Source organism: Streptomyces sp. H51 (assembly GCF_035656535.1).
GTDB lineage: Bacteria > Actinomycetota > Actinomycetes > Streptomycetales > Streptomycetaceae > Streptomyces.
This window is the reverse complement of record NZ_JAYMHD010000067.1, coordinates 190,386-214,142: the sequence shown is the minus strand read 5'-3', so window position 1 is coordinate 214,142 and position 23,757 is coordinate 190,386. Positions and strand designations below refer to the sequence as shown.

The 23,757-nt window shown below is 71.5% G+C and carries 21 protein-coding genes; 5 read left to right on the top strand and 16 right to left on the bottom strand.

Annotated features, from left to right (window positions below):
• Positions 1-104: 104 nt before the first annotated feature.
• Together VKA29_RS24305 and VKA29_RS24300 are read left to right on the top strand one after the other, a co-directional pair.
• The gene (locus VKA29_RS24305) at positions 105-1,574 is read left to right on the top strand and encodes an AlkA N-terminal domain-containing protein (RefSeq protein ID WP_324788112.1); all 1,470 of its coding nucleotides are present in this window, start codon (positions 105-107) and stop codon (positions 1,572-1,574) included.
• A gap of 8 nt (positions 1,575-1,582) precedes the next feature.
• Positions 1,583-2,071, top strand: coding sequence for a methylated-DNA--[protein]-cysteine S-methyltransferase (locus VKA29_RS24300; RefSeq protein ID WP_324788071.1), 489 nt, complete (start codon positions 1,583-1,585; stop codon positions 2,069-2,071).
• Between the two features lie 50 nt (positions 2,072-2,121).
• Here the strand turns inward: VKA29_RS24300 and VKA29_RS24295 are convergent, their stop codons facing one another.
• The 3 genes from VKA29_RS24295 to VKA29_RS24285 all read right to left on the bottom strand — a co-directional run bounded on the left by VKA29_RS24295 (position 2,122) and on the right by VKA29_RS24285 (position 4,562).
• Positions 2,122-2,898, bottom strand: a complete 777-nt coding sequence (locus tag VKA29_RS24295) for an SIR2 family NAD-dependent protein deacylase (RefSeq protein ID WP_324788070.1) — start codon at positions 2,896-2,898, stop codon at positions 2,122-2,124.
• A 90-nt stretch (positions 2,899-2,988) separates the two neighbouring features.
• Positions 2,989-3,486, bottom strand: coding sequence for an NUDIX hydrolase (locus VKA29_RS24290; protein ID WP_324788069.1), 498 nt, complete (start codon positions 3,484-3,486; stop codon positions 2,989-2,991).
• Entirely contained in the window at positions 3,483-4,562 is a 1,080-nt protein-coding gene (locus VKA29_RS24285; protein WP_324788068.1) for an ADP-ribosylglycohydrolase family protein, read from the bottom strand. Before VKA29_RS24285 ends, VKA29_RS24290 begins: the two co-directional genes overlap by 4 nt.
• A gap of 177 nt (positions 4,563-4,739) precedes the next feature.
• On the opposite strand from VKA29_RS24285, the gene VKA29_RS24280 reads away from it, so the two are divergent.
• Positions 4,740-5,870, top strand: a complete 1,131-nt coding sequence (locus tag VKA29_RS24280) for a glycerate kinase (protein WP_420718551.1) — start codon at positions 4,740-4,742, stop codon at positions 5,868-5,870.
• A gap of 221 nt (positions 5,871-6,091) precedes the next feature.
• Here VKA29_RS24280 and VKA29_RS24275 read toward each other — a convergent pair whose 3' ends face one another.
• The 13 genes from VKA29_RS24275 to VKA29_RS24215 form a co-directional block, all read right to left on the bottom strand.
• The gene (locus tag VKA29_RS24275; protein WP_324788067.1) at positions 6,092-6,826 is read right to left on the bottom strand and encodes a D-Ala-D-Ala carboxypeptidase family metallohydrolase; all 735 of its coding nucleotides are present in this window, start codon (positions 6,824-6,826) and stop codon (positions 6,092-6,094) included.
• A 201-nt stretch (positions 6,827-7,027) separates the two neighbouring features.
• Positions 7,028-7,846, bottom strand: coding sequence for a CDP-diacylglycerol--serine O-phosphatidyltransferase (pssA, locus tag VKA29_RS24270; RefSeq protein WP_324788110.1), 819 nt, complete (start codon positions 7,844-7,846; stop codon positions 7,028-7,030).
• 22 nt (positions 7,847-7,868) lie between these two features.
• On the bottom strand, positions 7,869-8,525 hold the full coding sequence (locus VKA29_RS24265; protein WP_324788066.1) for a phosphatidylserine decarboxylase: 657 nt from the start codon (positions 8,523-8,525) through the stop codon (positions 7,869-7,871).
• A 170-nt stretch (positions 8,526-8,695) separates the two neighbouring features.
• A complete protein-coding gene (locus VKA29_RS24260; protein ID WP_324788065.1) occupies positions 8,696-9,901 on the bottom strand; it encodes an acyl-CoA dehydrogenase family protein in 1,206 nt (401 codons plus the stop codon).
• Between the two features lie 3 nt (positions 9,902-9,904).
• Entirely contained in the window at positions 9,905-10,411 is a 507-nt protein-coding gene (locus VKA29_RS24255; protein WP_324788064.1) for a MaoC family dehydratase, read from the bottom strand.
• Positions 10,412-10,415: 4 nt separating this feature from the next.
• Complete coding sequence (locus VKA29_RS24250) at positions 10,416-11,390, bottom strand: HpcH/HpaI aldolase/citrate lyase family protein (RefSeq protein WP_324788063.1); 975 nt, start codon at positions 11,388-11,390, stop codon at positions 10,416-10,418.
• The gene (locus VKA29_RS24245; RefSeq protein ID WP_324788062.1) at positions 11,387-13,435 is read right to left on the bottom strand and encodes a protein meaA; all 2,049 of its coding nucleotides are present in this window, start codon (positions 13,433-13,435) and stop codon (positions 11,387-11,389) included. Before VKA29_RS24245 ends, VKA29_RS24250 begins: the two co-directional genes overlap by 4 nt.
• 20 nt (positions 13,436-13,455) lie before the next feature.
• Positions 13,456-14,793 carry a crotonyl-CoA carboxylase/reductase gene (gene ccrA / locus VKA29_RS24240; protein WP_324788109.1) on the bottom strand — a complete coding sequence of 446 codons (1,338 nt, stop codon included), beginning with the start codon at positions 14,791-14,793 and terminating at the stop codon, positions 13,456-13,458.
• Positions 14,794-15,252: 459 nt separating this feature from the next.
• Positions 15,253-16,083 (bottom strand): TetR family transcriptional regulator, encoded by an 831-nt coding sequence (locus VKA29_RS24235; RefSeq protein ID WP_324788061.1) that lies wholly within the window; start codon positions 16,081-16,083, stop codon positions 15,253-15,255.
• Positions 16,084-16,267: 184 nt separating this feature from the next.
• Complete coding sequence (locus VKA29_RS24230; RefSeq protein WP_324788060.1) at positions 16,268-18,073, bottom strand: 3-hydroxybutyryl-CoA dehydrogenase; 1,806 nt, start codon at positions 18,071-18,073, stop codon at positions 16,268-16,270.
• Between the two features lie 408 nt (positions 18,074-18,481).
• Positions 18,482-19,618, bottom strand: coding sequence for a hypothetical protein (locus VKA29_RS24225; protein ID WP_324788059.1), 1,137 nt, complete (start codon positions 19,616-19,618; stop codon positions 18,482-18,484).
• Between the two features lie 22 nt (positions 19,619-19,640).
• Positions 19,641-20,678, bottom strand: a complete 1,038-nt coding sequence (locus tag VKA29_RS24220) for a hypothetical protein (RefSeq protein ID WP_324788058.1) — start codon at positions 20,676-20,678, stop codon at positions 19,641-19,643.
• A gap of 29 nt (positions 20,679-20,707) precedes the next feature.
• Positions 20,708-22,003, bottom strand: a complete 1,296-nt coding sequence (locus VKA29_RS24215) for a glutamate-cysteine ligase family protein (RefSeq protein ID WP_324788057.1) — start codon at positions 22,001-22,003, stop codon at positions 20,708-20,710.
• A 281-nt stretch (positions 22,004-22,284) separates the two neighbouring features.
• Here VKA29_RS24215 and VKA29_RS24210 point away from each other — a divergent pair, with 281 nt between their 5' ends.
• Entirely contained in the window at positions 22,285-23,133 is an 849-nt protein-coding gene (locus tag VKA29_RS24210; protein ID WP_324788056.1) for an alpha/beta fold hydrolase, read from the top strand.
• A gap of 56 nt (positions 23,134-23,189) precedes the next feature.
• Positions 23,190-23,753 carry an adenylosuccinate lyase gene (locus VKA29_RS24205; protein WP_324788055.1) on the top strand — a complete coding sequence of 188 codons (564 nt, stop codon included), beginning with the start codon at positions 23,190-23,192 and terminating at the stop codon, positions 23,751-23,753.
• Positions 23,754-23,757: the final 4 nt, after the last annotated feature.

Here is a 23,757-nt window from a genome sequence, read left to right as displayed (position 1 = left end):
CGGGGTCATGCGATCCGGGCCGGCGCAGGACAGGCGAGGTCGATGTCGGATTCCCGCCAGCTCCTGCCCGGTCCGTCCCCGATGCTGGAGACATGCAGAAGGGGATGCACACCGATACCGAGCGCTGCGTGCGCGCCGTCCGGTCCAAGGACGCGCGCTTCGACGGCTGGTTCTTCACGGCGGTGCTGACCACCCGCATCTACTGCCGTCCCAGCTGCCCGGTCGTGCCGCCCAGGCCGGAGAACATGACCTTCTATCCGAGCGCGGCCGCCTGCCAGCAGGCCGGGTTCCGCGCCTGCAAGCGCTGCCGCCCCGACACCAGCCCCGGCTCCCCGGAGTGGAACCAGCGCGCCGACCTCGTGGCCCGCGCGATGCGGCTGATCGCCGACGGCGTCGTCGACCGCGACGGCGTGCCCGGACTCGCCGCCCGCCTCGGCTACAGCCCCCGGCAGATCGAGCGCCAGCTGCTGGCCGAGCTGGGCGCCGGCCCCCTCGCCCTGGCCCGCGCCCAGCGCGCCCGGACCGCCCGCCTGCTGATCGAGACGACGGCGCTGCCCATGGCGCGGATCGCCTTCGCCGCGGGCTTCTCCTCCATCCGCACCTTCAACGACACGGTGCGCGAGGTGCACGCCCTGACCCCGAGCGAACTGCGCGCCCGGGCACCGCGGAACGACGCCCGGGCCACCCCGGGCACGCTCACCCTCCGGCTGCCGTTCCGCGCCCCCCTCAACCCCGACAACCTCTTCGGCCACCTCGCGGCCACCGCCGTACCGGGCGTGGAGGAATGGCGGGACGGCGCCTACCGCCGCACCCTCCGCCTCCCCTACGGCCACGGCATCGTCGCCCTGACCCCCCAGCCGGACCACATCGCCTGCCGCCTCACCCTCGGCGACCTGCGCGACCTGCCCGTCGCGATCAGCCGCTGCCGGCGCATGCTCGACCTCGACGCCGACCCGGTCGCCGTCGACGACCAGTTGCGCGCGGACCCGCTGCTCGCCCCGCTGGTCGACAAGGCGCCCGGCCGGCGCGTGCCGCGCACCGTCGACGAGGCGGAGTTCGCCGTGCGCGCCGTCCTCGGCCAGCAGGTCTCCACCGCCGCCGCCCGCACCCACGCGGCCCGCCTGGTCACCGCCCACGGCGACCGGATCGACGACCCCGAGGGGGGCCTCACCCACCTCTTCCCCACCCCCGAGGCGCTCGCCGCCCTCGACCCCGAGTCCCTGGCCATGCCCCGCACCCGCCGCGCCACGCTCACCACCCTCGTGCGCGGTCTGGCCGACGGCACCCTCAACCTGGGGGTCGACAGCGACTGGCCCGAGGCCCGCGCCCGCCTGCTCGCGCTGCCCGGCTTCGGCCCCTGGACGGTCGACGTCATCGCGATGCGCGCCCTCGGCGACCCCGACGCCTTCCTCCCCACCGACCTCGGCATCCGCCGGGCCGCCCGGGAACTGGGCCTGCCCTCCACCCCCGCGGCCCTGACCGCGCGCGCCGCGGCGTGGCGGCCGTGGCGGGCGTACGCGGTCCAGTACCTGTGGGCGACCGACAGCCACCCGATCAACTTCCTTCCCGTGTGAGGACGTCCATGAAGCACCACACCGTCACCGACAGCCCCTGCGGCCCGCTCACCCTGGTCGCCGAGGACGGGGTCCTGTGCGGCCTCTACATGACCGAGCAGCGCCACCGCCCGCCGGAGGAGACCTTCGGCCCGCGCGACGACACCCTCTTCCGTGCCGCCGAGGAACAACTGGCGGCGTACTTCGCGGGCGAGCTGAAGGAGTTCGCCCTCGAACTGCGCATGAACGGCACCCCGTTCCAGCGCCGGGTCTGGGACGGGCTGCGCGAGATCCCCTACGGCGAGACCCGCTCCTACGGCGAGCTCGCCCAGGCCCTCGGCGCCCCGGGCGCCGCCCGCGCGGTCGGCCTGGCCAACGGCCGCAACCCGGTCGGCATCATCGTCCCCTGCCACCGCGTCGTCGGCGCGAACGGCAGCCTGACCGGCTACGGCGGCGGCCTGGACCGCAAGCGCCGCCTGCTGGACTTCGAACGCGGAGCCGCCCTCTTCGTCCGGTGACCGGCCCCGGCCAGGGCCCTACGGGGTGCGCGCCGCGTAGGCCCGTACCGTCACCGCCCCCGCGGAACCCGCCCCTCGGCAGCCTCGGTGTCCTCGGCGCCCTCGCCGGCCAGCCGCCGCAGCAGCCGGGGCAGGGCGGTGCCGATCGGCTCGCGCACCACCTCGTCGGCGAGTTCGTCGTACGGCGTCGGCTCGGCGTTGACGATGATCAGCCGCGCGCCGTGGTCGGCGGCGACGCCGGCGAGCCCGGCGGCGGGCTGCACCTGCAGGCTGGTGCCCACGGCGACGAACACCTGGCACGCCTTGGTGATCGCGACGGCCTCGCCGAGCACCTGCGGGTCGAGCCGCTCGCCGAACATCACGGTGGCCGACTTCAGGATGCCGCCGCAGTCCCGGCAGGGCGGATCGTCCTCGCCGGCCGCGACCCGGGCGAGGGCGTCCTCCATCGACCCGCGTGCCCCGCACCGCGTGCAGACCACACCGCGGGCGGTGCCGTGCAGCTCGAGCACCTTGCGGGCGGGCATCCCGGCGAGCTGGTGCAGCCCGTCCACGTTCTGCGTGATCACCCGCACCGGCACCCCGGCCCGCTCCAGGTCCGCCACCGCCCGGTGCGCGGCGTTCGGCTCGGCCCGGAGGGCGCCGTTGTCGCGCCGCATCCGCCAGGAGCGCCGCCGGATCTCCGGATCGGCCATGTAGTGCTCGTAGGTGACGAGCTTCTCGGCCTCCGGATCCCGCCGCCACAGCCCGTTCGGGCCGCGGTAGTCGGGGATGCCGGAATCGGTGGAGACACCGGCGCCGCTGAGGATGGCGACGAGGGGCTTGGTCATGGTGCCGAGGGTAGGCGGGGCCCGGTCGCGGGGCGAACGCTTATCGGCCCGCCGTCCGGCGAACCTGTCGGCCCGCGACGCGGCGAACGCCTACCGGTCCACCCGGTGCCCGTTCTCCAGCTCCGCCGTGCCCGACCCGGTGGCCAGGACGTCCAGGGCCGCCAGGACGCGGCGGCCGAGGGCGCCCGGCAGGTGGTCGGCGAGTTCCCCGGGCCGGACCAGGCGCCAGGACAGCAGCTCCTCCTCCTGCAGCCGGATCGCCCCGAACTCGTCCTCGGCCAGCACCCCGCCGTCGTACAGGTATGCCACCAGCGGCGGGCGGCCCGTGCCGTGCACCCAGTCCACCGCGAGGAGCCGCCCGAGCTCGCGGTCGAGCCCGATCTCCTCCGCGGTCTCACGGCGCGCCCCCTGGCGCGGGGTCTCGCCGTCGTCGGACTCGACGGTGCCGCCCGGCAGGACCCAGCCGTCACGGTAGTCGGGCTCGACGAGCAGCACCCGTCCCGCGGCGTCGCGGAAGAGGACGGCGGTGGCGGCGAGGACGCGGGGGAGTCCGGCGATGTACGTGGCATAGTCCTGGGTGGTGGTCATCCCGGAAGGGTAGCCAGAGTCAGCCGGACGGTGCGTTCCGCCAGTTCGCTGATCGCCACCCCGTCGAAGCCGAACACCGCGCTGCGCACCGTGTCCCGCAGCGGGTCCTTCCACACCGCGGGGATCGCCTCCGCCCCGGCCAGCACCCCGGCCACCGAGCCGGCGGTCGCGCCGTTGGAGTCGGTGTCCAGGCCGCCGCGGACGGTGAGGGCGACGGTGCGGGTGAAGTCCCCGTCGCCGTACAGCAGCCCGGCGGTGAGCACCGCCGCGTTCGGGACGACGTGGATCCAGTGCAGCCCCGCCGTCTCCTCCGCCACCGTGGAGAGCGTGTCCTCCCACCTCATCCGGGTGTCGTGGAGCGAGACGACGCGGCGTACGGTGCGGGCGAGGCGGCTGCCCGCCGGGATCACCGTCAGCGCGGTGTCCAGGGCGTGCCGGACCGTGGGCGCGGTGAACGCCGCCGAGATCAGCGCCGCCGCCCACATCGCGCCGTACACGCCGTTGCCGGTGTGCGACAGGACCGCGTCCCGGCGGGCCAGCGCGGCGGCCCGGTGCGGCTCGCCGGGACGGGTCCAGCCGTAGACGTCGGCGCGGATGAGGGCGCCGATCCACTCCTGGTACGGGTTGTCGTACGTCGCCGTCAGCGGCGGTCCGAGCCCGGCCGTGAGGTTGCGGTACGCGGCCCGCTCCGCCGTGAACGTCTGGAGGTAGGGCAGGCGCAGCAGCCACAGCTCGCCGACCTGCTCGGTGCTGAAGGCGAAGCCGTGGGTCTCCAGCAGGTGCAGGCCGAGGACGGCGTAGTCGACGTCGTCGTCCCGGCAGCTGCCGTCGACGCGGCCGCGCACGCACCGGCGCCACTCGGGCCGCAGCGCGAGACGGTCGCTCTCGTCGGCCGGCTCCGGCAGGTAGCCGGTCAGCGGCAGGGCGCCCGCCCGCCGCAGGTAACGGTCGATCCGGTCCCGCGTCCACACCTCGCCCTGCTCGACCGGCTTGCCGAGCATGTTGCCGGCGATCCGGCCCAGCCAGCCTCCGAGGACGCGGTCGGCGAGCTCCTTCTCAGTACCGACAGGGGTCATGGCACCGGTGTACCCGCATCCGGCGGCGCCCGCGCCCCCGGCTCCCCGGCACAGGGGTCCGACAGGGTGTTCCCGGGCTACGGACGGGGCATGACGGCGAGGGAGCCCGCCGGTTAAGGTCGCAGCGGCGCGACTGGCCCTGACGTGCCCGAGGCCCGGGGAGCAAGGGGAATCCGAGTGACACAGCGCGTGCTCATCGCCGCGGACAAGTTCAAGGGGTCGCTGACGGCCGTTCAGGTCGCGGAGCGCGTGACGGCCGGACTGCGCCGGGTCGCGCCGCGGGTGACGGTGGAGTCGCTGCCGGTGGCCGACGGCGGCGACGGAACCGTCGACGCTGCCGTCGCGGCCGGGTTCGAGCGGCGGGAGGCGCGGGTCGCGGGGCCGCTCGGTGACGAGGTGACGGCGGCGTTCGCGCTGCGCGGCGACACGGCGGTGGTGGAGATGGCGGAGGCGAGCGGGCTGCAGCGCCTGCCGGCCGGCGTCTTCGCGCCGCTGACGGCGTCCACCCACGGCTCCGGGGAACTGCTGCGGGCCGCGCTGGACGCGGGGGCCCGGACGATCGTGTTCGGCGTCGGCGGGAGCGCGACCACCGACGGCGGCGCCGGGATGCTGTCCGCGCTCGGGGCGCGGTTCCTGGACGCGGAGGGGGAGCCGGTGACGCCGGGCGGCGGCGGCCTTGGCGGCCTGGCGTCCGCCGACCTGTCGGGACTGGACCCGCGCCTGGCCTCCGTGGAGCTGGTGCTCGCCGGCGACGTCGACAACCCGCTGACCGGGCCGAAGGGCGCACCGGCCGTCTACGGGCCGCAGAAGGGCGCCTCGCCGGACGACGTGGAGACGCTGGACGCGGCCCTCGCGCACTACGCCAAGGTGCTGGAGGAGGCCGTCGGCGCCCGGGCCACCGAGTACGCCGCCGCGCCGGGCGCGGGCGCGGCGGGCGGCATCGGCTTCGGCGCGCTGCTGCTCGGCGCCCGCTTCCGCCCCGGCATCGAGGTGCTGCTCGACGTGCTGGGCTTCGCCCCCGCGCTGGACCGGGCCGATCTCGTGATCACCGGTGAGGGCTCCCTCGACGAGCAGACCCTGCACGGCAAGGCCCCCGCGGGGGTGGCCGCCGCGGCGCGCGCCGCCGGGAAGGAGGTGGTCGCGGTGTGCGGACGCCTCGCGCTGCCTCCGGAGGCGCTGGGCCGGGCCGGCATCCGCCGCGCCTACCCCCTGACGCAGGCCGAGCCGGACGTCGCCAGGTGCATCGCGGACGCGGGCCCGATCCTGGAACGGGTGGCAGAGGGCATCGCCCGCGATTTCCTGACCTGAGACGCCCGGCCGGGATGTGGTGACGTCGGGCGCCGGCCCGGCGGGACGTACCGGTCGCCGTGACCGCCGGCGCTCCGGTCGCCGTGCCTGTCGGCGCCCTGGCCGCCGTGACCGCCGGCGCCCTGGCCGCCGTGACCGTCGGCGCTCCGGCCGCCGTGACGTGCCCGCGCCGCGCGCCGCGCGCCGCGGGAGCACGGCGCCGGTCTCGCCGTGGGGCCGCGTCAGATGCCGCAGTCGGGTGCCGACCAGTAGGGCGACGGGTCGAAGGCGACGTGGGTGTGGTCGCTGTGGCCGGGGTAGCCCGGGCCCAGGATCTCGGAGAAGCCGTGGACGCGTGCCTCGCGGGCCAGGGTGCACAGGCTCGGTGAGCCGACCAGGTCGGCCGCGTCGCCGTAGAGGTGACGGCTGTTCGCCGCGCCGCCGACCGCGTTGTTGCAGGCGTAGGAGCGGAAGCCGCTGGAGATGTTGATCGGCACGTCACCGAGGGCGTGCCGCATCGCCTCCAGCTTCCACATGGTCTTCAGCGCGTTCGCCTTGGCGGTGGCCGCCGAGACCGCGCCGCCCGACCAGTCGGAGTTGCACTTGTTGAGCTCGGAGTAGCTGAAGTGGACGGGGGTGCAGTCGGGGTCCTGCAGCGCGTAGAGCTTGCTGAAGGTCGCGGGACCGGCGACACCGTCGGCGGAGAGCCCGTACGCCGCCTGGAACTTCTTGACGGCGGCGGCGGTGCGGGCGCCGTAGTTCCCGTCGTAGGCGAGCCGCTCGCCGGACGTCACCCAGCCGGCGACCCGGATCTGCAACTGCGTCACGTCGCTGCCGGAGGAGCCCTCCGACAGGGTGCGGCTCCAGGTGTAGCACTCGTCGGCCTGTGCCGAGCCCGCGGTCGCCCCCACACCGAGCACCACGCCAGACATGATCATGACAAAAGAGAGAAAAGTACGCGTTGCCCGTCTGAGCATCCCGGCCTCCCGACCGTCTCACCGGATGGATGGGCGCGTTGCCGCGCCCACGGCAGTCCCGACCAGGGTGGGCCAGAGCGCTACGCGCGTCAACAACGCCGGGGCGAACGGGCGGCCGGCCGGTGGCGGCCGGCCCGTGCCGCGGGGAGACGGCGAAGGGCCCGAGCCGGGTGGCTCGGGCCCTTCGGAAGCCGCGGAGACCTACGGAAGCTGCGCCGCCCGCGCCTCGCGGCGGTTGCCGCGGAAGTTGTTCACCCGGCGGGCCGTGGCGAACAGCGGGATCACCGCGCCCATGACCAGCTGAAGGGCGCAGCCGGTCTGCAGGAGCAGCTGGCCGCTCGGGGCGTCGAACGCCCAGGCCGCCAGCAGGCCCATCGACAGGACGATCCACGAGAGCATCGCCCCCGCGAGACGGCCCCGGGGCTTGGGGTACTCCACCCGGCTCACCATCAGCCAGGCCGTGCCCAGGATCGCCAGCAGGGTCGCCACGAAGGGCAGCTCCAGCAGCACGATCGAGACGACCGTCAGCGCGCCGAACGGCGACGGCATGCCCTGGAACATGCCGTCCTTCATCGTCACGCACGAGAACCGCGCGAGCCTGAGCACCACCGCCAGGAGCACCACGATCGCGCCCAGCGCCGCCACCCGCTGGTGCGCGTCGTCGGCCACCATCCCGTAGACCAGGACGAAGTACGCCGGCGCCAGCCCGAAGCTGATGAGGTCGGAGAGGTTGTCCAGCTCCGCGCCCATCGGCGAGCTGCGCAGCTTGCGCGCCACCAGGCCGTCGAACAGGTCGAAGACCGCGGCGCACAGCATCAGGATCACCGCCGTGGCCGCGCTGTGGCGGGCCATGCCGGTCTCCTGGTCGCCCGTGAGGTGCGGGATCAGGATGCCGGTGGTGGTGAAGTACACGGCCATGAAGCCGCACGTGGCGTTGCCGAGGGTGAGCGTGTCCGCTATCGAGAGGCGGAGAGAGAGCGGCATCTCCTCCTCGTCGTCCGCCTCGTCCGCCTCGGGCACCCAGCCCGCCTGTGTATCCGGATCAATCACGGTCAATGCGAGTCACCCCAGCCACGGTCTTCTGTCCGACCTCGACCGCGACATCCACGCCTTCGGGCAGGTAGATGTCGACACGCGAGCCGAAGCGGATCAGACCGATGCGGTCACCCTGCTCGACCTTGGTGCCCTGCGGCACGTAGGGGACGATGCGACGGGCCACGGCGCCGGCGATCTGGATCATCTCGATGTCGCCGAGTTCGGTGTCGAAATGCCAGACTACGCGCTCGTTGTTCTCGCTCTCCTTGTTGAACGCCGGAACGAACCCGCCCGGGATGTGCTCGACCGACGTCACCGTGCCGGCCAGCGGCGCCCGGTTGACGTGGACATTGAGCGGGCTCATGAAGATGGCGACGCGGGTGCGGCCGTCCTTCCACGGCATGATGCTCTGCACCACACCGTCGGCGGGCGAGATGACCCGGCCCCGGGCGATCTCGCGCTCGGGGTCGCGGAAGAACCACAGCATGCCCGCCGCGAGCGCGGTGGTGGGCACGGCGACGGCCTTGGCGACACCGGAGCGGCGTGCCCGGATCAGGCTGAGGGCTGCGGTGGCGACGGTCGGGAGGAGCCACGGCGATGCTCCGCGCGCGAGGCGTACGCCGACCAGGCTGTCGCGTGGTGCAGAGGTTTGGCTGTGGGGCATGGATGACCTTCGTAGCGGATGATGCCGCGCTGGAACGGGGGACGGCGGCTTTTCCGGGATCGTACCGGTCGAGGGCCACAACTGGGCAAGCCAGGCAGCCGAGTCGGCGTCCGAAGAATGCCTACGGGGTGTGATCTTCTTCTCGAAGAAAACACCCCGTCTCCGGACAATCAACCCTGGAATCGATACTCTTCGAGCAGCCGGCGCCCGATGATCATTTTCTGGATCTCGGCGGTACCTTCACCGATGAGCAGCATCGGGGCCTCCCGGTAGAGGCGCTCGATCTCGTACTCCTTGGAGAAGCCGTAGCCGCCGTGGATCCGGAAGGCATCCTCCACGACCTCCTTGCAGTACTCGGAGGCGAGGTACTTCGCCATCCCTGCTTCGAGGTCGTTTCGTTCTCCGGAGTCCTTTTTGCGGGCCGCGTTCACCATCATCGCATGCGCGGCCTCGACCTTGGTGGCCATCTCGGCGAGCTTGAACTGGATCGCCTGGTGCTGGGCGATCGGCTTGCCGAAAGTATGACGCTGCTGGGCGTACTGGACGCCGAGCTCGAACGCGCGCTGAGCGACGCCGCAGCCGCGCGCCGCCACATTCACGCGGCCGACCTCGACTCCGTCCATCATTTGGTAAAAACCTCGGCCGGTGACCCCGCCGAGCACCCGGTCGGCCGGAACGCGCAGGCCGTCCATGATCAGCTCGGTGGTGTCGACGCCCTTGTAGCCCATCTTGTCGATCTTGCCCGGGATGGTGAGGCCGGGGCGGACCTCGCCGAAGCCGGGCTCCTTCTCCACCAGGAAGGTCGTCATCGACTTGTGGGGCGCGGTTCCCTCGGGGTGTCCTTCGTCACTCCGGACCAGCACGGCCACCAGCGACGACGTGCCGCCGTTGGTCAGCCACATCTTCTGGCCGTTCAGGACGTACTCGTCGCCGTCCTTCACCGCCTTGGAGGTGATCGCGGACACGTCCGAGCCCAGGCCGGGCTCCGACATCGAGAAGGCGCCGCGGATGTCGCCGGCCGCCATCCTCGGCAGGAAGTGGTCCTTCTGCTCCTGCGTGCCGTGCTGCTTGAGCATGTACGCCACGATGAAGTGGGTGTTGATGATGCCGGACACCGACATCCAGCCGCGGGCGATCTCCTCGACGCACAGCGCGTAGGTGAGGAGCGACTCGCCCAGGCCCCCGTACTCCTCGGGGATCATCAGACCGAACAGGCCGAGTTCCTTCAGGCCGTCCACGATCGCTTGCGGGTACTCGTCGCGGTGCTCCAGCTCGGTGGCCACCGGGATGATCTCCTTGTCCACGAAGTCGCGGACGGTGGAGAGGATCTCCTGCTGGACGTCGGTCAGACCGGAGGTCTGGGCGAGGCGCGCCATCGATCAGCCTTCCTGAAGTTCCGGGCGGCCGGGCTGCTCGCCGCCGCGCTCCTTGATGTACGTCTCGGTCGGGACCATCACCTTGCGGCGGAACACGCACACCAGCGTGCCGTCCTGCTTGTAGCCCTTGGTCTCGACGTACACGATGCCGCGGTCGTTCTTCGACTTCGACGGCCACTTGTCGAGCACGGTCGTCTGGCCGTAGACCGTGTCGCCGTGGAAGGTCGGCGCCACGTGCTTCAGCGACTCGATCTCCAGGTTGGCGATCGCCTTGCCGGAGATGTCCGGGACGGACATGCCGAGCAGCAGGGAGTAGATGTAGTTGCCCACGACGACGTTCTTGCCGAAGTCCGTCGTCTTCTCCGCATAGTTCGTGTCCATGTGGAGCGGGTGGTGGTTCATGGTGAGGAGACAGAACAGGTGGTCGTCGTACTCCGTGACCGTCTTGCCCGGCCAGTGCTTGTACGTCGCCCCGACCTCGAACTCCTCGTAGGTGCGTCCGAACTGCATGGCCCTACGCCTCCGGGATCTCGAACTTGCTGGTGCGCTGCATGCCGGCGGCGCGGCCCTTGCCCGCGATGACCAGGGCCATCTTGCGGCTGGCCTCGTCGATCATCTCGTCGCCGAGCATCGCGGAGCCCTTCTTGCCGCCCGCCTCGGACGTGCAGTACTCGTACGCGTCCAGGATCAGCTCGGCGTGGTCGTAGTCCTCCTGCGAGGGCGAGAAGACCTCGTTGGCGGCGTCGACCTGGCCGGGGTGCAGCACCCACTTGCCGTCGAAGCCGAGCGCGGCGGCGCGGCCGGCCACCTCGCGGAAGCCGTCGACGTTGCGGATCTGCAGGTAGGGGCCGTCGATCGCCTGGAGGTCGTTGGCGCGGGCGGCCATCAGGATCTTCATCAGGATGTAGTGGTAGGCGTCCGCCGGGTAGCCCGGCGGCTGCTCGCCCACGACCAGCGACTTCATGTTGATCGACGCCATGAAGTCGGCCGGGCCGAAGATGATCGTCTCGATGCGCGGGGACGCCTGGGCGATCTCGTTGACGTTGTTCAGGCCCTGCGCGTTCTCGATCTGCGCCTCGATGCCGATGCGGCCGACCTCGAAGCCCATGGTCTTCTCGATCTGCGTCAGCAGCAGGTCCAGGGCGACGACCTGCTGGGCGTTCTGCACCTTCGGCAGCATGATGCAGTCGAGGTTCGGACCGGCCCCCTCGACGACCGTCACGACGTCCCGGTACGTCCACTCGGTCGTCCAGTCGTTGACGCGCACGACCCTGGTCTTGCCCGTCCAGTCGCCCTCGTTGAGGAACTTGACGATGGTGTGCCGCGCCTCCGGCTTGGCGAGCGGCGCGCACGCGTCCTCCAGGTCGAGGAAGACCTGGTCGGCCGGGAGGCCCTGCGCCTTCTCCAGGAAGCGGGGGTTCGAGCCCGGGACGGCCAGGCAGGAGCGCCGTGGGCGCAGTCGGTTGACCTGGGGAGCAGGGCTGGTCATGCGGGGACCTCCAGGGGGTCGAGCTTGTTCGCTTTCCGGATCTCGTCGACGATGCGGCCGATGATGCCGGTGATGTCGAAGTCCTTCGGGGTGAAGACCGCGGCCACTCCGGCGGCCCTGAGCTGTTCGGCGTCGCCACTCGGGATGATGCCACCGGCGATCACCGGTATATCTGTGGCACCGGCCACACGGAGCCGCTCCAGCACGTCCGGCACCAGCTGGGAGTGCGAGCCGGAGAGGATGGACAGGCCGACCGCGTGCACGTCCTCGGCGAGCGCCGCGTCCACGATCTGCTCCGGGGTGAGCCGGATGCCCTGGTAGACCACCTCGAACCCGGCGTCGCGGGCCCGCACGGCGATCTGCTCGGCGCCGTTGGAGTGCCCGTCCAGGCCCGGCTTGCCGACCAGGAAGCGCAGCTTGCCGACGCCCAGGTCGCGGGCGGTGTCGTCCACCTTCCGGCGGACCTCGGCGAGGGCGGTGCCGGCCTCCGCGGTCACCGCGACCGGCGCCGACGACACGCCCGTGGGCGCCCGGAACTCGCCGAACACCTCGCGCAGCGCGCCGGCCCACTCGCCGGTCGTCACCCCGGCGCGGGCGCACTCCAGGGTGGCCTCCATCAGGTTCTCGGTGCCCTTGGCGGCCTCCTTCAGCCGCTCCAGCGCCTTGCAGGGCCGGGGGTGGTTGAAGGGCGGCTGGTAGCGGGTGTCGCGCCAGTGCTGGAGCGAGGCGATGACGCGGGCCTCGACGGCCGGGTCGACCGTCTGGATGGCCGTGTCCAGGTCCGCGGTCAGCGGGTTCGGCTCGGTCGTCTCGAAGATGTTGACGCCGACGATCTTCTCCTCGCCGGACTCGATACGGGCCCGGCGGGCCGCGTGCGAGGCGACGAGCTGCGACTTGAGGTAGCCGGACTCGACGGCCGCCATCGCGCCGCCCATCTCCTGGATGCGCTCGATCTCGGCGAGCGACTGCTCGACCAGCTCGGCGACCTTGGCCTCGATCACCTTCGAGCCCTCGAAGATGTCGGCGTACTCCAGCAGGTCGCTCTCGTACGCCAGCACCTGCTGCATGCGCAGCGACCACTGCTGGTCCCACGGCCGGGGCAGGCCGAGGGCCTCGTTCCACGCGGGGAGCTGCACGGCACGCGCGCGGGCGTCCTTGGAGAGCGTCACGGCCAGCATCTCCAGGACGATGCGCTGGACGTTGTTCTCCGGCTGCGCCTCGGTCAGGCCGAGGGAGTTGACCTGGACCCCGTAGCGGAAACGGCGCTGCTTGGGGTCCTGGATGCCGTACCGCTCGCGGGTGACCTGGTCCCAGATCCGGCCGAAGGCGCGCATCTTGCACATCTCCTCGACGAACCGCACGCCGGCGTTCACGAAGAAGGAGATGCGGGCGACGACGTCGCCGAACTTCTCGGCGGGCACCTGACCGGAGTCGCGCACGGCGTCCAGCACCGCGATGGCGGTGGACATCGCGTACGCGATCTCCTGCACCGGCGTGGCGCCCGCCTCCTGCAGGTGGTAGCTGCAGATGTTGATCGGGTTCCACTTCGGGATGTGGGAGACCGTGTACGCGATCATGTCCGTCGTCAGGCGGAGCGACGGCCCCGGCGGGAACACGTGCGTGCCCCGGGACAGGTACTCCTTGACGATGTCGTTCTGGGTCGTGCCCTGGAGCCTGGTGATGTCCGCGCCCTGCTCCTCCGCGACGACCTGGTAGAGCGCCAGCAGCCACATGGCCGTGGCGTTGATCGTCATCGAGGTGTTCATCTGCTCCAGGGGGATGTCCTGGAACAGCCGGCGCATGTCACCGAGGTGCGAGACCGGGACCCCGACCCGGCCGACCTCGCCGCGGGCGAGGACGTGGTCGGGGTCGTAGCCGGTCTGCGTCGGCAGGTCGAACGCCACCGACAGGCCGGTCTGGCCCTTGGCGAGGTTGCGCCGGTACAGCTCGTTGGACGCTTCGGCCGTGGAGTGGCCGGCGTACGTGCGCATGAGCCACGGCCGGTCCCTGTCCTTGCGCGCCTGCGGCGCCTGACGCTCAGTCATGTGCGATACCTCCGCTGTCCTCAGATGTTGCGGAAGCGGTTGATGGCGTCGATGTGCTTGGCGCGCATCTCCTCGTCGTGCACGCCCAGGCCCTCCTCGGGGGCCAGGCACAGCACGCCGACCTTGCCCTGGTGGAGGTTGCGGTGCACGTCGTAGGCCGCCTGCCCGGTGTCCTCCAGGGAGTAGACCTTGGAGAGCGTCGGGTGGATCTTGCCCTTGGCGATGAGGCGGTTGGCCTCCCAGGCCTCGCGGTAGTTCGCGAAGTGCGAGCCGATGATCCGCTTCAGGGACATCCACAGGTAGCGGTTGTCGTACTCGTGCATGTACCCGGAGGTCGAGGCGCAGGTGGTGATGGTGCCGCCCTTGCGGGTGACGTACACGCTCGCGCCGAAGGTCTCGCGGCCGGGGTGCTCGAAGACGATGTCGATGTCCTCGCCGCCGGTCAGCTCGCGGATGCGCTTGCCGAAGCGCTTCCACTCCTTCGGGTCCTGGGTGTGCTCGTCCTTCCAGAACTTGTAGTCCTCGGCGTTGCGGTCGATGATCGCCTCGGCGCCCATCGAGCGGCAGATGTCCGCCTTCTGCGGCGAGGAGACGACGCAGATCGGGTTCGCGCCGCCGGCCAGGGCGAACTGGGTGGCGTAGGAGCCGAGGCCGCCGGAGGCGCCCCAGATCAGCACGTTGTCGCCCTGCTTCATGCCGGCGCCGTTGCGGGAGACCAGCTGGCGGTAGGCGGTGGAGTTGACCAGGCCGGGCGCGGCGGCCTCCTCCCAGCTCAGGTGGCCGGGCTTGGGCATCAGCTGGTTGGACTTCACCAGGGCGATCTCCGCGAGGCCGCCGAAGTTCGTCTCGAAGCCCCAGATGCGCTGCTCGGGGTCGAGCATGGTGTCGTTGTGGCCGTCGCTGGACTCCAGCTCCACGCTCAGGCAGTGCGCGACGACCTCGTCGCCCGGCTTCCAGGCGTTCACGCCCGGGCCGGTGCGCAGGACCACGCCCGCGAGGTCGGAGCCGATGATGTGGTAGGGCAGGTCGTGGCGCTTGGTGAGCTCGCTGAGCTTGCCGTACCGCTCCAGGAACCCGAAGGTCGACAGCGGCTCGAAGATCGAGGTCCAGACGCTGTTGTAGTTCACCGAGGAGGCCATGACGGCCACCAGGGCCTCACCCGGGCCCAGCTCGGGCAGCGGCACCTCGTCGAGGTGCAGCGACTTGCGCGGGTCCTTCTCGCGGGTGGTCATGCCCGCGAACATCTCCGTCTCGTCCTTGTGCACGGTGATCGCGCGGTACGACTCGGGGAGCGGCAGGGCGGCGAAGTCGGCCGACGTGGAGTCGGGCGACTGGATCGCGTCCAGGATGTCCTTCACGGTCACGGTGTTGCCTCCGGCGAATGGCGTCTTGAGGGGAGACGCTGAGGGTTACGTCGGTGCTGCTGAGGGTGTGAGGTGGGCCGTCGGTTCGGCGGGTGGTGCTTGCTGGCAGCGCTTTGTGGCGCGGAAGGGTGCCTGTGACGCAGGCGTCCGGGCGCGCAGGCCGAGGGCTTGCGGGGACAGTCGGCGTACGCGAGGTCTCCGCACGCCGGCCGCCCGGACATCTTCAACGTATGGCACGCCGTGTCACCTGACAAGGCACTGGGTGCCAGAAATTGCCCTCAGATGAAATCTTTACGTAACAAATGAGCGATGATCGATCGAACGGACCGTGAAAGCTGCCAGAAAAGCACTTCTGACATGGCAAAACGGCCACCCCGAGGGGTGGCCGTCATCACAGCGGCGATGTGTCCGAGGGCACCTCGGCACGATGGCGTCAGGAGGGTCCAGCGGTGCTCAGCGGTCCTTGAGGGCCTCCTCGATCGCCCGCATCACCTCGTCCAGCGGGGCGTCGGTGCGGGCCACGGTGACCAGGACCTCGCCGTGCGCGGAGACCGCGGCGGGCGCCGCGGACCGCGCGGCCGGGCCGCGCCCGGCCCCGATGCCGGTCCCGAACGTCCTGCGCACGATCGCGAAGGCGTGGTCCAGCTGCGTCTCCACGTCACCCTGCCCGCCGGCCCGCAGCCAGCGCCGCAGGACATGGTTGTGGGCGGTGACCACGGCGGACGCGGCGACCTCCGCCAGCAGCGGATCGTCGTTGGCGTCGTCGTCGTGGGCGTGCTCGTCGAAGTGGCCGAGGAGGTAGCGGGTGAAGAGGCGCTCGTAGCGGGCCACCGACGCGATCTCCGCCTCGCGCAGGGTGGGCACCTCGCGCGTGAGCTTGTAGCGGGCCACGGAGATCTCCGGCCGGGCCGCGTACATCTTCATGACTTCCTTGATGCCGCGGCACACCGTGTCGAGCGGGTGCTCGTGCGCCGGGGCCGCGTTCAGCACGGCCTCCGCGCGGATCAGCGTGTCGTCGTGGTCCGGGAAGATGGCCTCTTCCTTGGAGCGGAAGTGGCGGAAGAAGGTGCGGCGGGCGACCCCGGCGGCGGCCGCGATCTCGTCGACGGTGGTCGCCTCGTAGCCCTTGGTCGCGAACAGCTCCATCGCCGCGGCCGCCAGTTCCCGGCGCATCTTGAGCCGCTGGGCGGCGGCGCGACTGCCTGCGGCACTCTCCGGCGCGTCGGGCGTAGCTGGTGTACGTGAGGACTTGGCGGGCTGGGACATGACCCGAACGTACTGCATGCGCGCAGCGTGCCGCGCAGGTACCGGGGTTCCCCCGCCCCGGCCGGACGGGGTACCGCCCTGCGCGGGTGGGGGACCGGACGGCGCCGGCGGGGGAGAGCCGTGCCGGGCGGCAGGGGGGCGGCTGCCCGGGCCGAGCAGCCCGCCCCAGTCCGTCTCGCCCGCAGGCCGGTCGCCCGGGCGCTTACCGCCGGGCATATTCGCGGAAGCCGCGGCCGGTCTTGCGGCCGAGGCAGCCCGCGGCCACCAGGTGCTCCAGGAGCGGGGCCGGCGCCAGTCCCGGGTCGCGGAACTCGCGGTGCAGCACCTTCTCGATCGCGAGGGAGACGTCGAGCCCGACGACGTCCAGCAGCTCGAACGGGCCCATCGGATAGCCGCCGCCCAGCCTCATCGCCGTGTCGATGTCGTCGAGGGAGGCGTAGTGCTCCTGCACCATCTTGACCGCGTTGTTGAGGTACGGGAACAGCAGGGCGTTCACGATGAAGCCCGCGCGGTCGCCGCAGTCCACGGCGTGCTTCCGGATCCCGGCGCAGACCTCGCGGACCGTCGCGTGGACGTCGTCCGCGGTCAGCACCGTACGGACCACCTCGACCAGCTTCATCGCCGGCGCCGGGTTGAAGAAGTGCATGCCGATCACGTCCTGCGGGCGCGAGGTGGCACGGGCGCAGGCGACGACGGGCAGCGAGGAGGTGGTGGTGGCCAGCACCGCGCCCGGCTTGCACACCTTGTCCAGCGCCGCGAACAGCTGCTGCTTGACCTCCAGGTCCTCGGCGACGGCCTCGACGGCCAGGTCGACGTCGGCGAAGGCGTCGTAGGAACCGGCCGGGGTGATCCGCTCCAGGGTCTGCGCGGCGCTCTCGGCCGTCATCCGCCCCCGGTCGACGGAGCGTGCCAGGGACTTGCCGATACGGGCCTTGGCGGCCTGCGCCTTCTCCTCGCTGCGGGCGGCCAGGACGACGTCGTAGCCGGCCTTGGCGAACACCTCGGCGATGCCGGACGCCATGGTGCCCGAGCCGGCCACGCCGACCGAGCGGACCGGACGGCCCGGGGTGAGGTCCGCGCCCTCCAGCGGCGTCAGCGCGTCCCGCACGACGGTGGCGCTGCCGGGGGCCTCGTAGGTGTAGAAGCCGCGGCCCGACTTGCGGCCGGTCAGGCCCGCCTCGCTGAGCTGCTTGAGGATCGGGGCGGGGGCGTGCAGCCGGTCGCGGGACTCGGCGTACATGGCGTCCAGGACCGTGCGGGCGGTGTCGATGCCGATCAGGTCGAGCAGGGCGAGCGGGCCCATCGGCAGACCGCAGCCCAGCCGCATCGCGGCGTCGATGTCCTCGCGGGAGGCGTACTTGGCCTCGTACATCGCGGCGGCCTGGTTGAGGTAGCCGAACAGCAGCCCGTCCGCGACGAAACCGGGCCGGTCGCCGACCGCGACCGGCTCCTTGCCCAGTTCCAGGGCGAGGTCGGTGACCGCGGCGACGGCCTGCGGCGCGGTCAGCACCGAGGAGACGACCTCGACCAGCTTCATCGCCGGGGCCGGGTTGAAGAAGTGCAGGCCCAGCACGCGCTCCGGGCGGGCCGAGTCGGCGGCCAGGCGGGTCACCGACAGGGCGTTGGTGCCGGTCGCCAGGATCGTCTCCGGACGCACGATCGCGTCCAGCTCACGGAAGACCTGGTGCTTGATCTCGTACGACTCCGGGACCACCTCGATGACGAGGTCGGCGTCGGCGGCGGCGCGCAGGTCGGTGGCGGTGCGGAAGCGGGCCAGGGCGTCGGCGCGCTCCTGCTCGGTCAGCCGGCCCCGCTCCACGGCGCGCGCGGTGGCGGCCTCCAGGGCGGCGACGGACTGGGCGGCCGCGACCTCGCTGACGTCGATGCCGACGACCTCGCGGCCGGCCTTGGCGAGGACCTCGGTGATGCCGGTGCCCATGGTGCCGAGGCCGACGACGGCGACGGTCTTGATGGGGGACAGAGGGGTGTCGGACAGGGGAGTGGCCATCGCGGGACTCCAGAAGATGAGGGTGACGACTGGGAGCGCGCCCGGCGCGCCGCGGAGGGCGCACCGGGTGCGGGAGATATGCGGGTGTGGCCGGGCTGCGAGCGCACACGCCCGGTGCCGTCGATGCGGGGCGCGCACACGCCCGTGGACCGACAGCCGATCCGACCGGCCCTGTCCCGGAGCCGCGTCGTGCTGAGGTACGCGATGTACCGAACCGACTTCCCCCACTGCCCCGAGGGCATGGGAGGTGTCCCGTCACGACGGCTGCGTCACCAGGCCATCGCGAGCAGGTGTGCGAGTGGGTAACTCGCTCGTCTGAGCCTAACCGGTGGGTAACGAGCGCGCCAGCCCCCGGTGTGTGGCGTACGCCTCGCGCGCCCGGCCGCGTCCCGCGGCGGCCGGGCCGGGTCAGCCGCCGCGCAGCAGCGTGCCGATCTCCCGCTTGAGGAAGGCGTCCTGGCAGAACTCGAAGTGGTCCACCCGGCGCATGTCGAAGACCTGCCGGATGCCTCGCTGCCGGGCGCGGGCCACGACGTCGTTGAAACGCTGTTCGAAGTGCAGGGAGAAGAACACCCGGGTCCGGTCGCTGATCGCCCTGATCCGTTCCAGGCGCCCGAAGAACAGCTCGTACTGGCCGTCCGGCTGCCAGTAGTCCCACAGGTCGGCCGCGTAGCGCTGGACCTGGGCGAGATCCTTGCCGCTGATCTTGTGCAGGTACTCGCAGAAGTTCTGGAACTCCACGAGCGCCTCCGGGACCTGCGCGATGCGCTTCAGCTCCGCGAGGGGCCGCTCGGGATCGAGGTGGGCGACCTTCCCCGAGATGACCATGGTGGAGTGGTTGATGTTCGGGTCGAGCAGCAGCACGGAACGTATCTTCGGCTGCCGCTCCGGATGGTCCCGCCACAGCTCGGCCAGCCGGAACAGCATGTCGCAGCCGACGGAGAACCCGACGAGCGTCAACCGCTTGTACGGGTACTGCCGTTGCAGGTTGTTGATGGCCCCGCTGATGAGGTCGGCGTGCACCGCCATGCCGATGGGGCGGTAGCGGCCGTCCCGCGCCTCCTCGGCGTTGTGCCCGAACAGGGTGATGGCGGCGGTGTGCTGCCGGGCGACGTTCATGAACGGCCGGAAGTCGTCCGCGTCCAGGCCCAGGCCGTGCAGCAGCACGACGAGATCGGGCGACTCGGTGGCGCGTTCCAGGTACCAGAGCTGCCGTCCGATGACGGCGTTGTCCGACGGCAGGTCCTCCTCGAAGTCGTCGGCGTGGATGTCGAAGAAGTTCCGGACCACCTCGCGTCGCAGCTCACGGCGTTGCTCCGCGAGGCCGCGCGCCCACCAGGCCAGCGAGAAGACCGCCGTGACGGCGAGGATCACCAGCGTGCCGCCGGCCACGACGTGGCTCCAGCTCCAGGCGATCACCGCCCGGGCCTCGTCGCTGTAGATGCCGATGGCGGCGCCCGTGACGCCTCCCACCACCGCCACGGTCGACCTGTGCCGGCCGACGAACGCGGCCGCTCTCTCGATGAGCAACGACGTGCGGATCATCGAATTCCCCCGAACATTCCCATCATGGCTCTGTCAGGACGGCCAGCTCCGGGCGCACGGTGACTTCCCCGATGAAGTGCGCGTCGGACACGTCGGCGATGTGCAGCGGCTCGGTGCTGCCGTCCCGGTAGGCGTGCACGGTGCAGCCCTTGCGGGTGAGGGCGTGGCTGAGCTCCATGACCAGCAGCAGGCTCGGGGCGCCCAGCGCGCCCGTCACCGTCCGCACGAGCTGCCGCCGCACGTCCTCGCCGTACTGGTAGAGCACGAAATTGCAGGTGACCACGTTGAAGGAGAAGGACTTCAGGAAGCCTTCCAGCCGCGGCGAGTCCAGGAGGTCCAGCGGCCGCAGCAGCACCTCGTGCTCCGTCCGCGCGGCCTGCTCCAGCGACCACAGCACTTCCCCGAACCGCTGCTCGTAGTAGTCGGACGGCCCGTGGCAGGTGCGCACCCACTCGACGGTGGGCAGCGGGGCGCGATCGACTCCGCAGGCCAGCTCCAGGGGGATGGGCCGGAAGGCGGGCGCCGCCGGGTTCCAGCGGAGGTCCCCCGCGAAACGCCGGAAGACCACCTCGTTGTTCAGCTGCCTCGGGAGCAGCCCGATGCTGGTGCCCAGGTCGAGCAGGCGGACCCGGCGGATGCCGCGTGCCTCGGCGAAAGCGCCGATGACGAGCTGCGGGAGCAGGAAACGCCGTGCCCCCGTGTACGAGTTGGAGTGGCTCTCCATGAGACGGGCGACGGTGTCCCCCCGCTCCTGGAACAGCCGCCCGAGCGAGGTGACCCGGCGGGCGAGCGGAAGCTCGGGGTCGAACACCTCCGCCGGCCCCTCGTCGCGCAGCAGGTGCCGCACCGCGATGCCGAGCAGGGTGATGGCGTGCGTGTCGCTGATGTACGGCCGGCCGCGCCACAACGCCGACAGCAGATCGTCGAGCGGTGCGGAGTCCCGGGACCCGGCCAGCTCCGCGAGACACTCGTGGAACGCGGACCATCCGTGATTGCCCTGCTGGTGGTGGCTCATGTCGGCCAGGGCCTCACGCAGTGACGCCTTGCGGGTGAGGAACACGGACCGGTCACTCCTTCACGGACAGGGGGTCAGGCGACCGCCGTGCGGTGCGGCCACCGCAGGTGCGCGGGCGCGAGTCCCCGAAACGTGTGGTTGTCTGCGAAACGCTCGACCGTGCCGGTCACGGCGGCGGAGGCGCCCAGCCGGCGCAGGCCGGACAGCGCCAGCTCCATCACCGTCCTCGCGAGGCCGGCCACGACCGGATCCGTCATGCCGCGCAGCGCCGCGTCGAGCCAGTCCTGGCGGGTGGGGGCCAGGGAAGCGGACGCGATGAGGGACGCGGCGGCGTCGGAGGTGGCCGCGTCGTCCATGAGGGCCGCGACCACGGCCACCGGCACCACCCAGTCGTCGGCGCCCTGGGCGTCGATCATGCGCAGTTCCAGGTGCCCGCACGCGCGGACCGGGGCGACCAGGGACTTCAGGTGGTGGAAGACGTCGTCCCGGTGCACCGGCTGCGGGCCGCTGCCCCGCAGCCACCGCCTGAGGGACAGCCCGGCGGGCGCCGGTCCCCACACCTCCGCCTGCTCCACGCCACCGCTGCCCGCCGGAGCGGGACAGCGGAACGGCGAGCCCGGGGCGGGCCGGGAGCCGGCGTCCGGCGCCGACCGGATGGCCGTGACCGACGTGTTCAGCGCGTACCGGGTCCATGTCCCGCGCGGATCACCGCCGCAGGGCAGCGGGCCGCTGCGGAACGGGTCCACCTGGAGGCGCAGCAGCTGCCGGCCCGAGAGCACGGGTCCCTCGGGCCGGCCCGGAAGCCGGGCCACCGGCGAATTGGCGAACATCGCCATCAGGACCGGCCCCAGGCAGTTGGCGATGGACCACCTCCGGGACCTGCCGCGCCATCCGTCGGAGCCGTCCCCCGCCTCCACGTTCACCTGCACGGAGGCGGTGTTGCACAGGAGGCTGTCGCCGTTGCCGAAGTGCGCGTAGTGGCGGCGCAGCGCCTGGTAGCGGGGCAGGGCGACGGTGAAGAGCGGCGGCCGGGCGTCGAGGCCCGCGCCGAGCAGCCGCATCCCCGCCGCGGACGTCCGTCCCCGCAGGACGGCGAGGTCGCCTGCGACGGCCTCGACGCAGTCCCGCAGCGAGTCGTGCGGCGCGCTGCTCAGCTCCACCTGCCCGCCGGGTTCCCAGGACACCAGGCTGCCCCCGGGGAGCGGGCCCGCGAAGGACCGGGCGAGGAACGCCAGTTCCTCGTGTGTCGCCCGGCGCGTCGGGTCGTCCACGGGGAGCACCAGCCACTCGAGCTCCACTCCGGTCCGCCCCACCCGGCTCCGGGACAGCGAGTGATCGAAGATGAGCCGCGCCGCCTCCGACTCGCTCAAGGCACCTTCCAATGAAGCACGCCCCCCTGGCCCGTTGGATCAACCTGACGTAAATGGATTGTCATGTTCCATCTGCGCTCGCTCATTGACATCGCCGAGCGGGCCGTACAGGAATCTCTCAGGTCGGGTCCTTCTTACCCCTGCGCCGAGAACCTGAAGCGCGGGAAGTCATAAAGGGCCGGAAAGCGCGATTCCTGCCCGTGCGGACCGGGTACTGGACTATGGTCTGGGGTTACTGACAGTGAATTCATCATCACCCGACCAAGAGAGTGGCCGATCCCATGGCAACTTTTCTGCATGCCGACTCCTTGACCCCCAAGCGTTTCAAACAGCTGACCTATCTGGAACGTCTGGCTGATACGCGCACCGTGGTCGTGTTCTTCCACGGGCTGGGTCTGGACGCCACGGATTACCAGGGGTATCTGCAGTCACGGGACATCCACGGGGTCGCGGTGAACCTGGCGGGCTACGCCCCGGGAGGCAGGGATCACCTCCCGCCCGTGCCCGTGCAGCGCCATGTGGAGATGGTGGCCGCTCTGGTGGAGCGGATCGGCGACGAATACCCGGACAAGCGGATCGTCCTGGTCGGCTTCTCGCTGGGGGCCGACCTCGTGCTCCAGCTGGCGGAGCACTGGACGGCCGGTCCGCGCCGCCGCCCGCGCGTCTCCGGGGCGCTGCTGCTGGACCCCAACGTGAACCGGTCCACCATGACGATCTCCCGGCTGTTCGCCGCCGCCGACCGCAGCGACCCGCTGCCCGCCCTGAAGAAACTGATCGGCCTCGCTCCTGATCTGGACGGATTCCGCGCGCTGTGCGCCTACGCGAACAGAATCGCCGCGAAAGATTTCGGACAGGTTCACCAGCTTGCTGACGATATGATTCATTACTGGGACGCTGCCGGATATGATCAGTTCGGTATGCGTGTTTCCCGTGTTGCGGAAATCGCGGACACCGTCAACATCGTGCTCTCCGCCGACTACGTGGAACACCTGGCCGAAATGAAGGCTGCCGTGCGGCGCCGCACCTCCGCGGCCGCCGGGGTGTCCTTCTCCATCACGGAAATGGATCATTTCGACCTGATCGAGCAGGGTGTTCTCTCGCGAGAGCTGAAATCCATCGGCTGCGACTGACGACGTCGGCGGTGTCCGTCGGCGGGACTTTCGCAACAGGCCCTGGGGAGGAAGAGGTGCGAGCGCACCTGGACCGTCTGGGACGGGAGTCGGGCGGCTCGCCGTTCTACGAGCGCATGGCGGGGACCGAGGACCTCGACGAGCTGGCGGACGTGCTCACCGCGCCCGGGCAGCCGCTGTGGGCCAGGGAACTGGCCGCGCTGCGGCTGGGCCTCGCGGGGGACCGGCGGGCCTTCGAGCCGCTCGTGCTGCTGCTGAACCACCGCGACCCCGAGCGCTGCGCGTCCGCCGCCCACGCCCTCGCCCGGCTCCGCGACCCGCGCACCGCCCGCGCGGCGGCCGCCCTCGCCACCAACGAACTGCGCGTCGCCTACGCCCTGCACCCGGTACGGCTCCTGGTGGAACTGCGCGCCCCCGAGTCCGTGCCGGCGCTCATCACCACCCTGCGGCGCAGGCTCAGCCCGCACGACCCCTATCGCCGGGTGGCCCTCGCCTGTGTGGAGGGACTCGGCGCCCTGGCCGACGGGCGGGCCGGACCCGTCCTCAACGAGGCCCTGGCCCACCCGGCGCTCGCCGAGGCGGCCGTGCGCGCACTGGCCCGGATCCCCCGGCAACGGTGAACAC

Coding starts and splice junctions, on each gene's coding strand:
- VKA29_RS24300 (WP_324788071.1), top strand. CDS start 1,583: ATGAAGCACCACACCGTCACCGACAGCCCCTGCGGCCCGCTCACCCTG.
- VKA29_RS24250 (WP_324788063.1), bottom strand. CDS start 11,390: ATGACCAGCCCTGCTCCCCAGGTCAACCGACTGCGCCCACGGCGCTCC.
- VKA29_RS24295 (WP_324788070.1), bottom strand. CDS start 2,898: ATGACCAAGCCCCTCGTCGCCATCCTCAGCGGCGCCGGTGTCTCCACC.
- VKA29_RS24290 (WP_324788069.1), bottom strand. CDS start 3,486: ATGACCACCACCCAGGACTATGCCACGTACATCGCCGGACTCCCCCGC.
- VKA29_RS24275 (WP_324788067.1), bottom strand. CDS start 6,826: ATGCTCAGACGGGCAACGCGTACTTTTCTCTCTTTTGTCATGATCATG.
- VKA29_RS24230 (WP_324788060.1), bottom strand. CDS start 18,073: ATGGCCACTCCCCTGTCCGACACCCCTCTGTCCCCCATCAAGACCGTC.
- VKA29_RS24285 (WP_324788068.1), bottom strand. CDS start 4,562: ATGACCCCTGTCGGTACTGAGAAGGAGCTCGCCGACCGCGTCCTCGGA.
- VKA29_RS24235 (WP_324788061.1), bottom strand. CDS start 16,083: ATGCAGTACGTTCGGGTCATGTCCCAGCCCGCCAAGTCCTCACGTACA.
- VKA29_RS24305 (WP_324788112.1), top strand. CDS start 105: ATGCACACCGATACCGAGCGCTGCGTGCGCGCCGTCCGGTCCAAGGAC.
- VKA29_RS24260 (WP_324788065.1), bottom strand. CDS start 9,901: ATGGCGCGCCTCGCCCAGACCTCCGGTCTGACCGACGTCCAGCAGGAG.
- VKA29_RS24265 (WP_324788066.1), bottom strand. CDS start 8,525: ATGCCCCACAGCCAAACCTCTGCACCACGCGACAGCCTGGTCGGCGTA.
- VKA29_RS24210 (WP_324788056.1), top strand. CDS start 22,285: ATGGCAACTTTTCTGCATGCCGACTCCTTGACCCCCAAGCGTTTCAAA.
- VKA29_RS24225 (WP_324788059.1), bottom strand. CDS start 19,618: ATGATCCGCACGTCGTTGCTCATCGAGAGAGCGGCCGCGTTCGTCGGC.
- VKA29_RS24255 (WP_324788064.1), bottom strand. CDS start 10,411: ATGCAGTTCGGACGCACCTACGAGGAGTTCGAGGTCGGGGCGACGTAC.
- VKA29_RS24245 (WP_324788062.1), bottom strand. CDS start 13,435: ATGACTGAGCGTCAGGCGCCGCAGGCGCGCAAGGACAGGGACCGGCCG.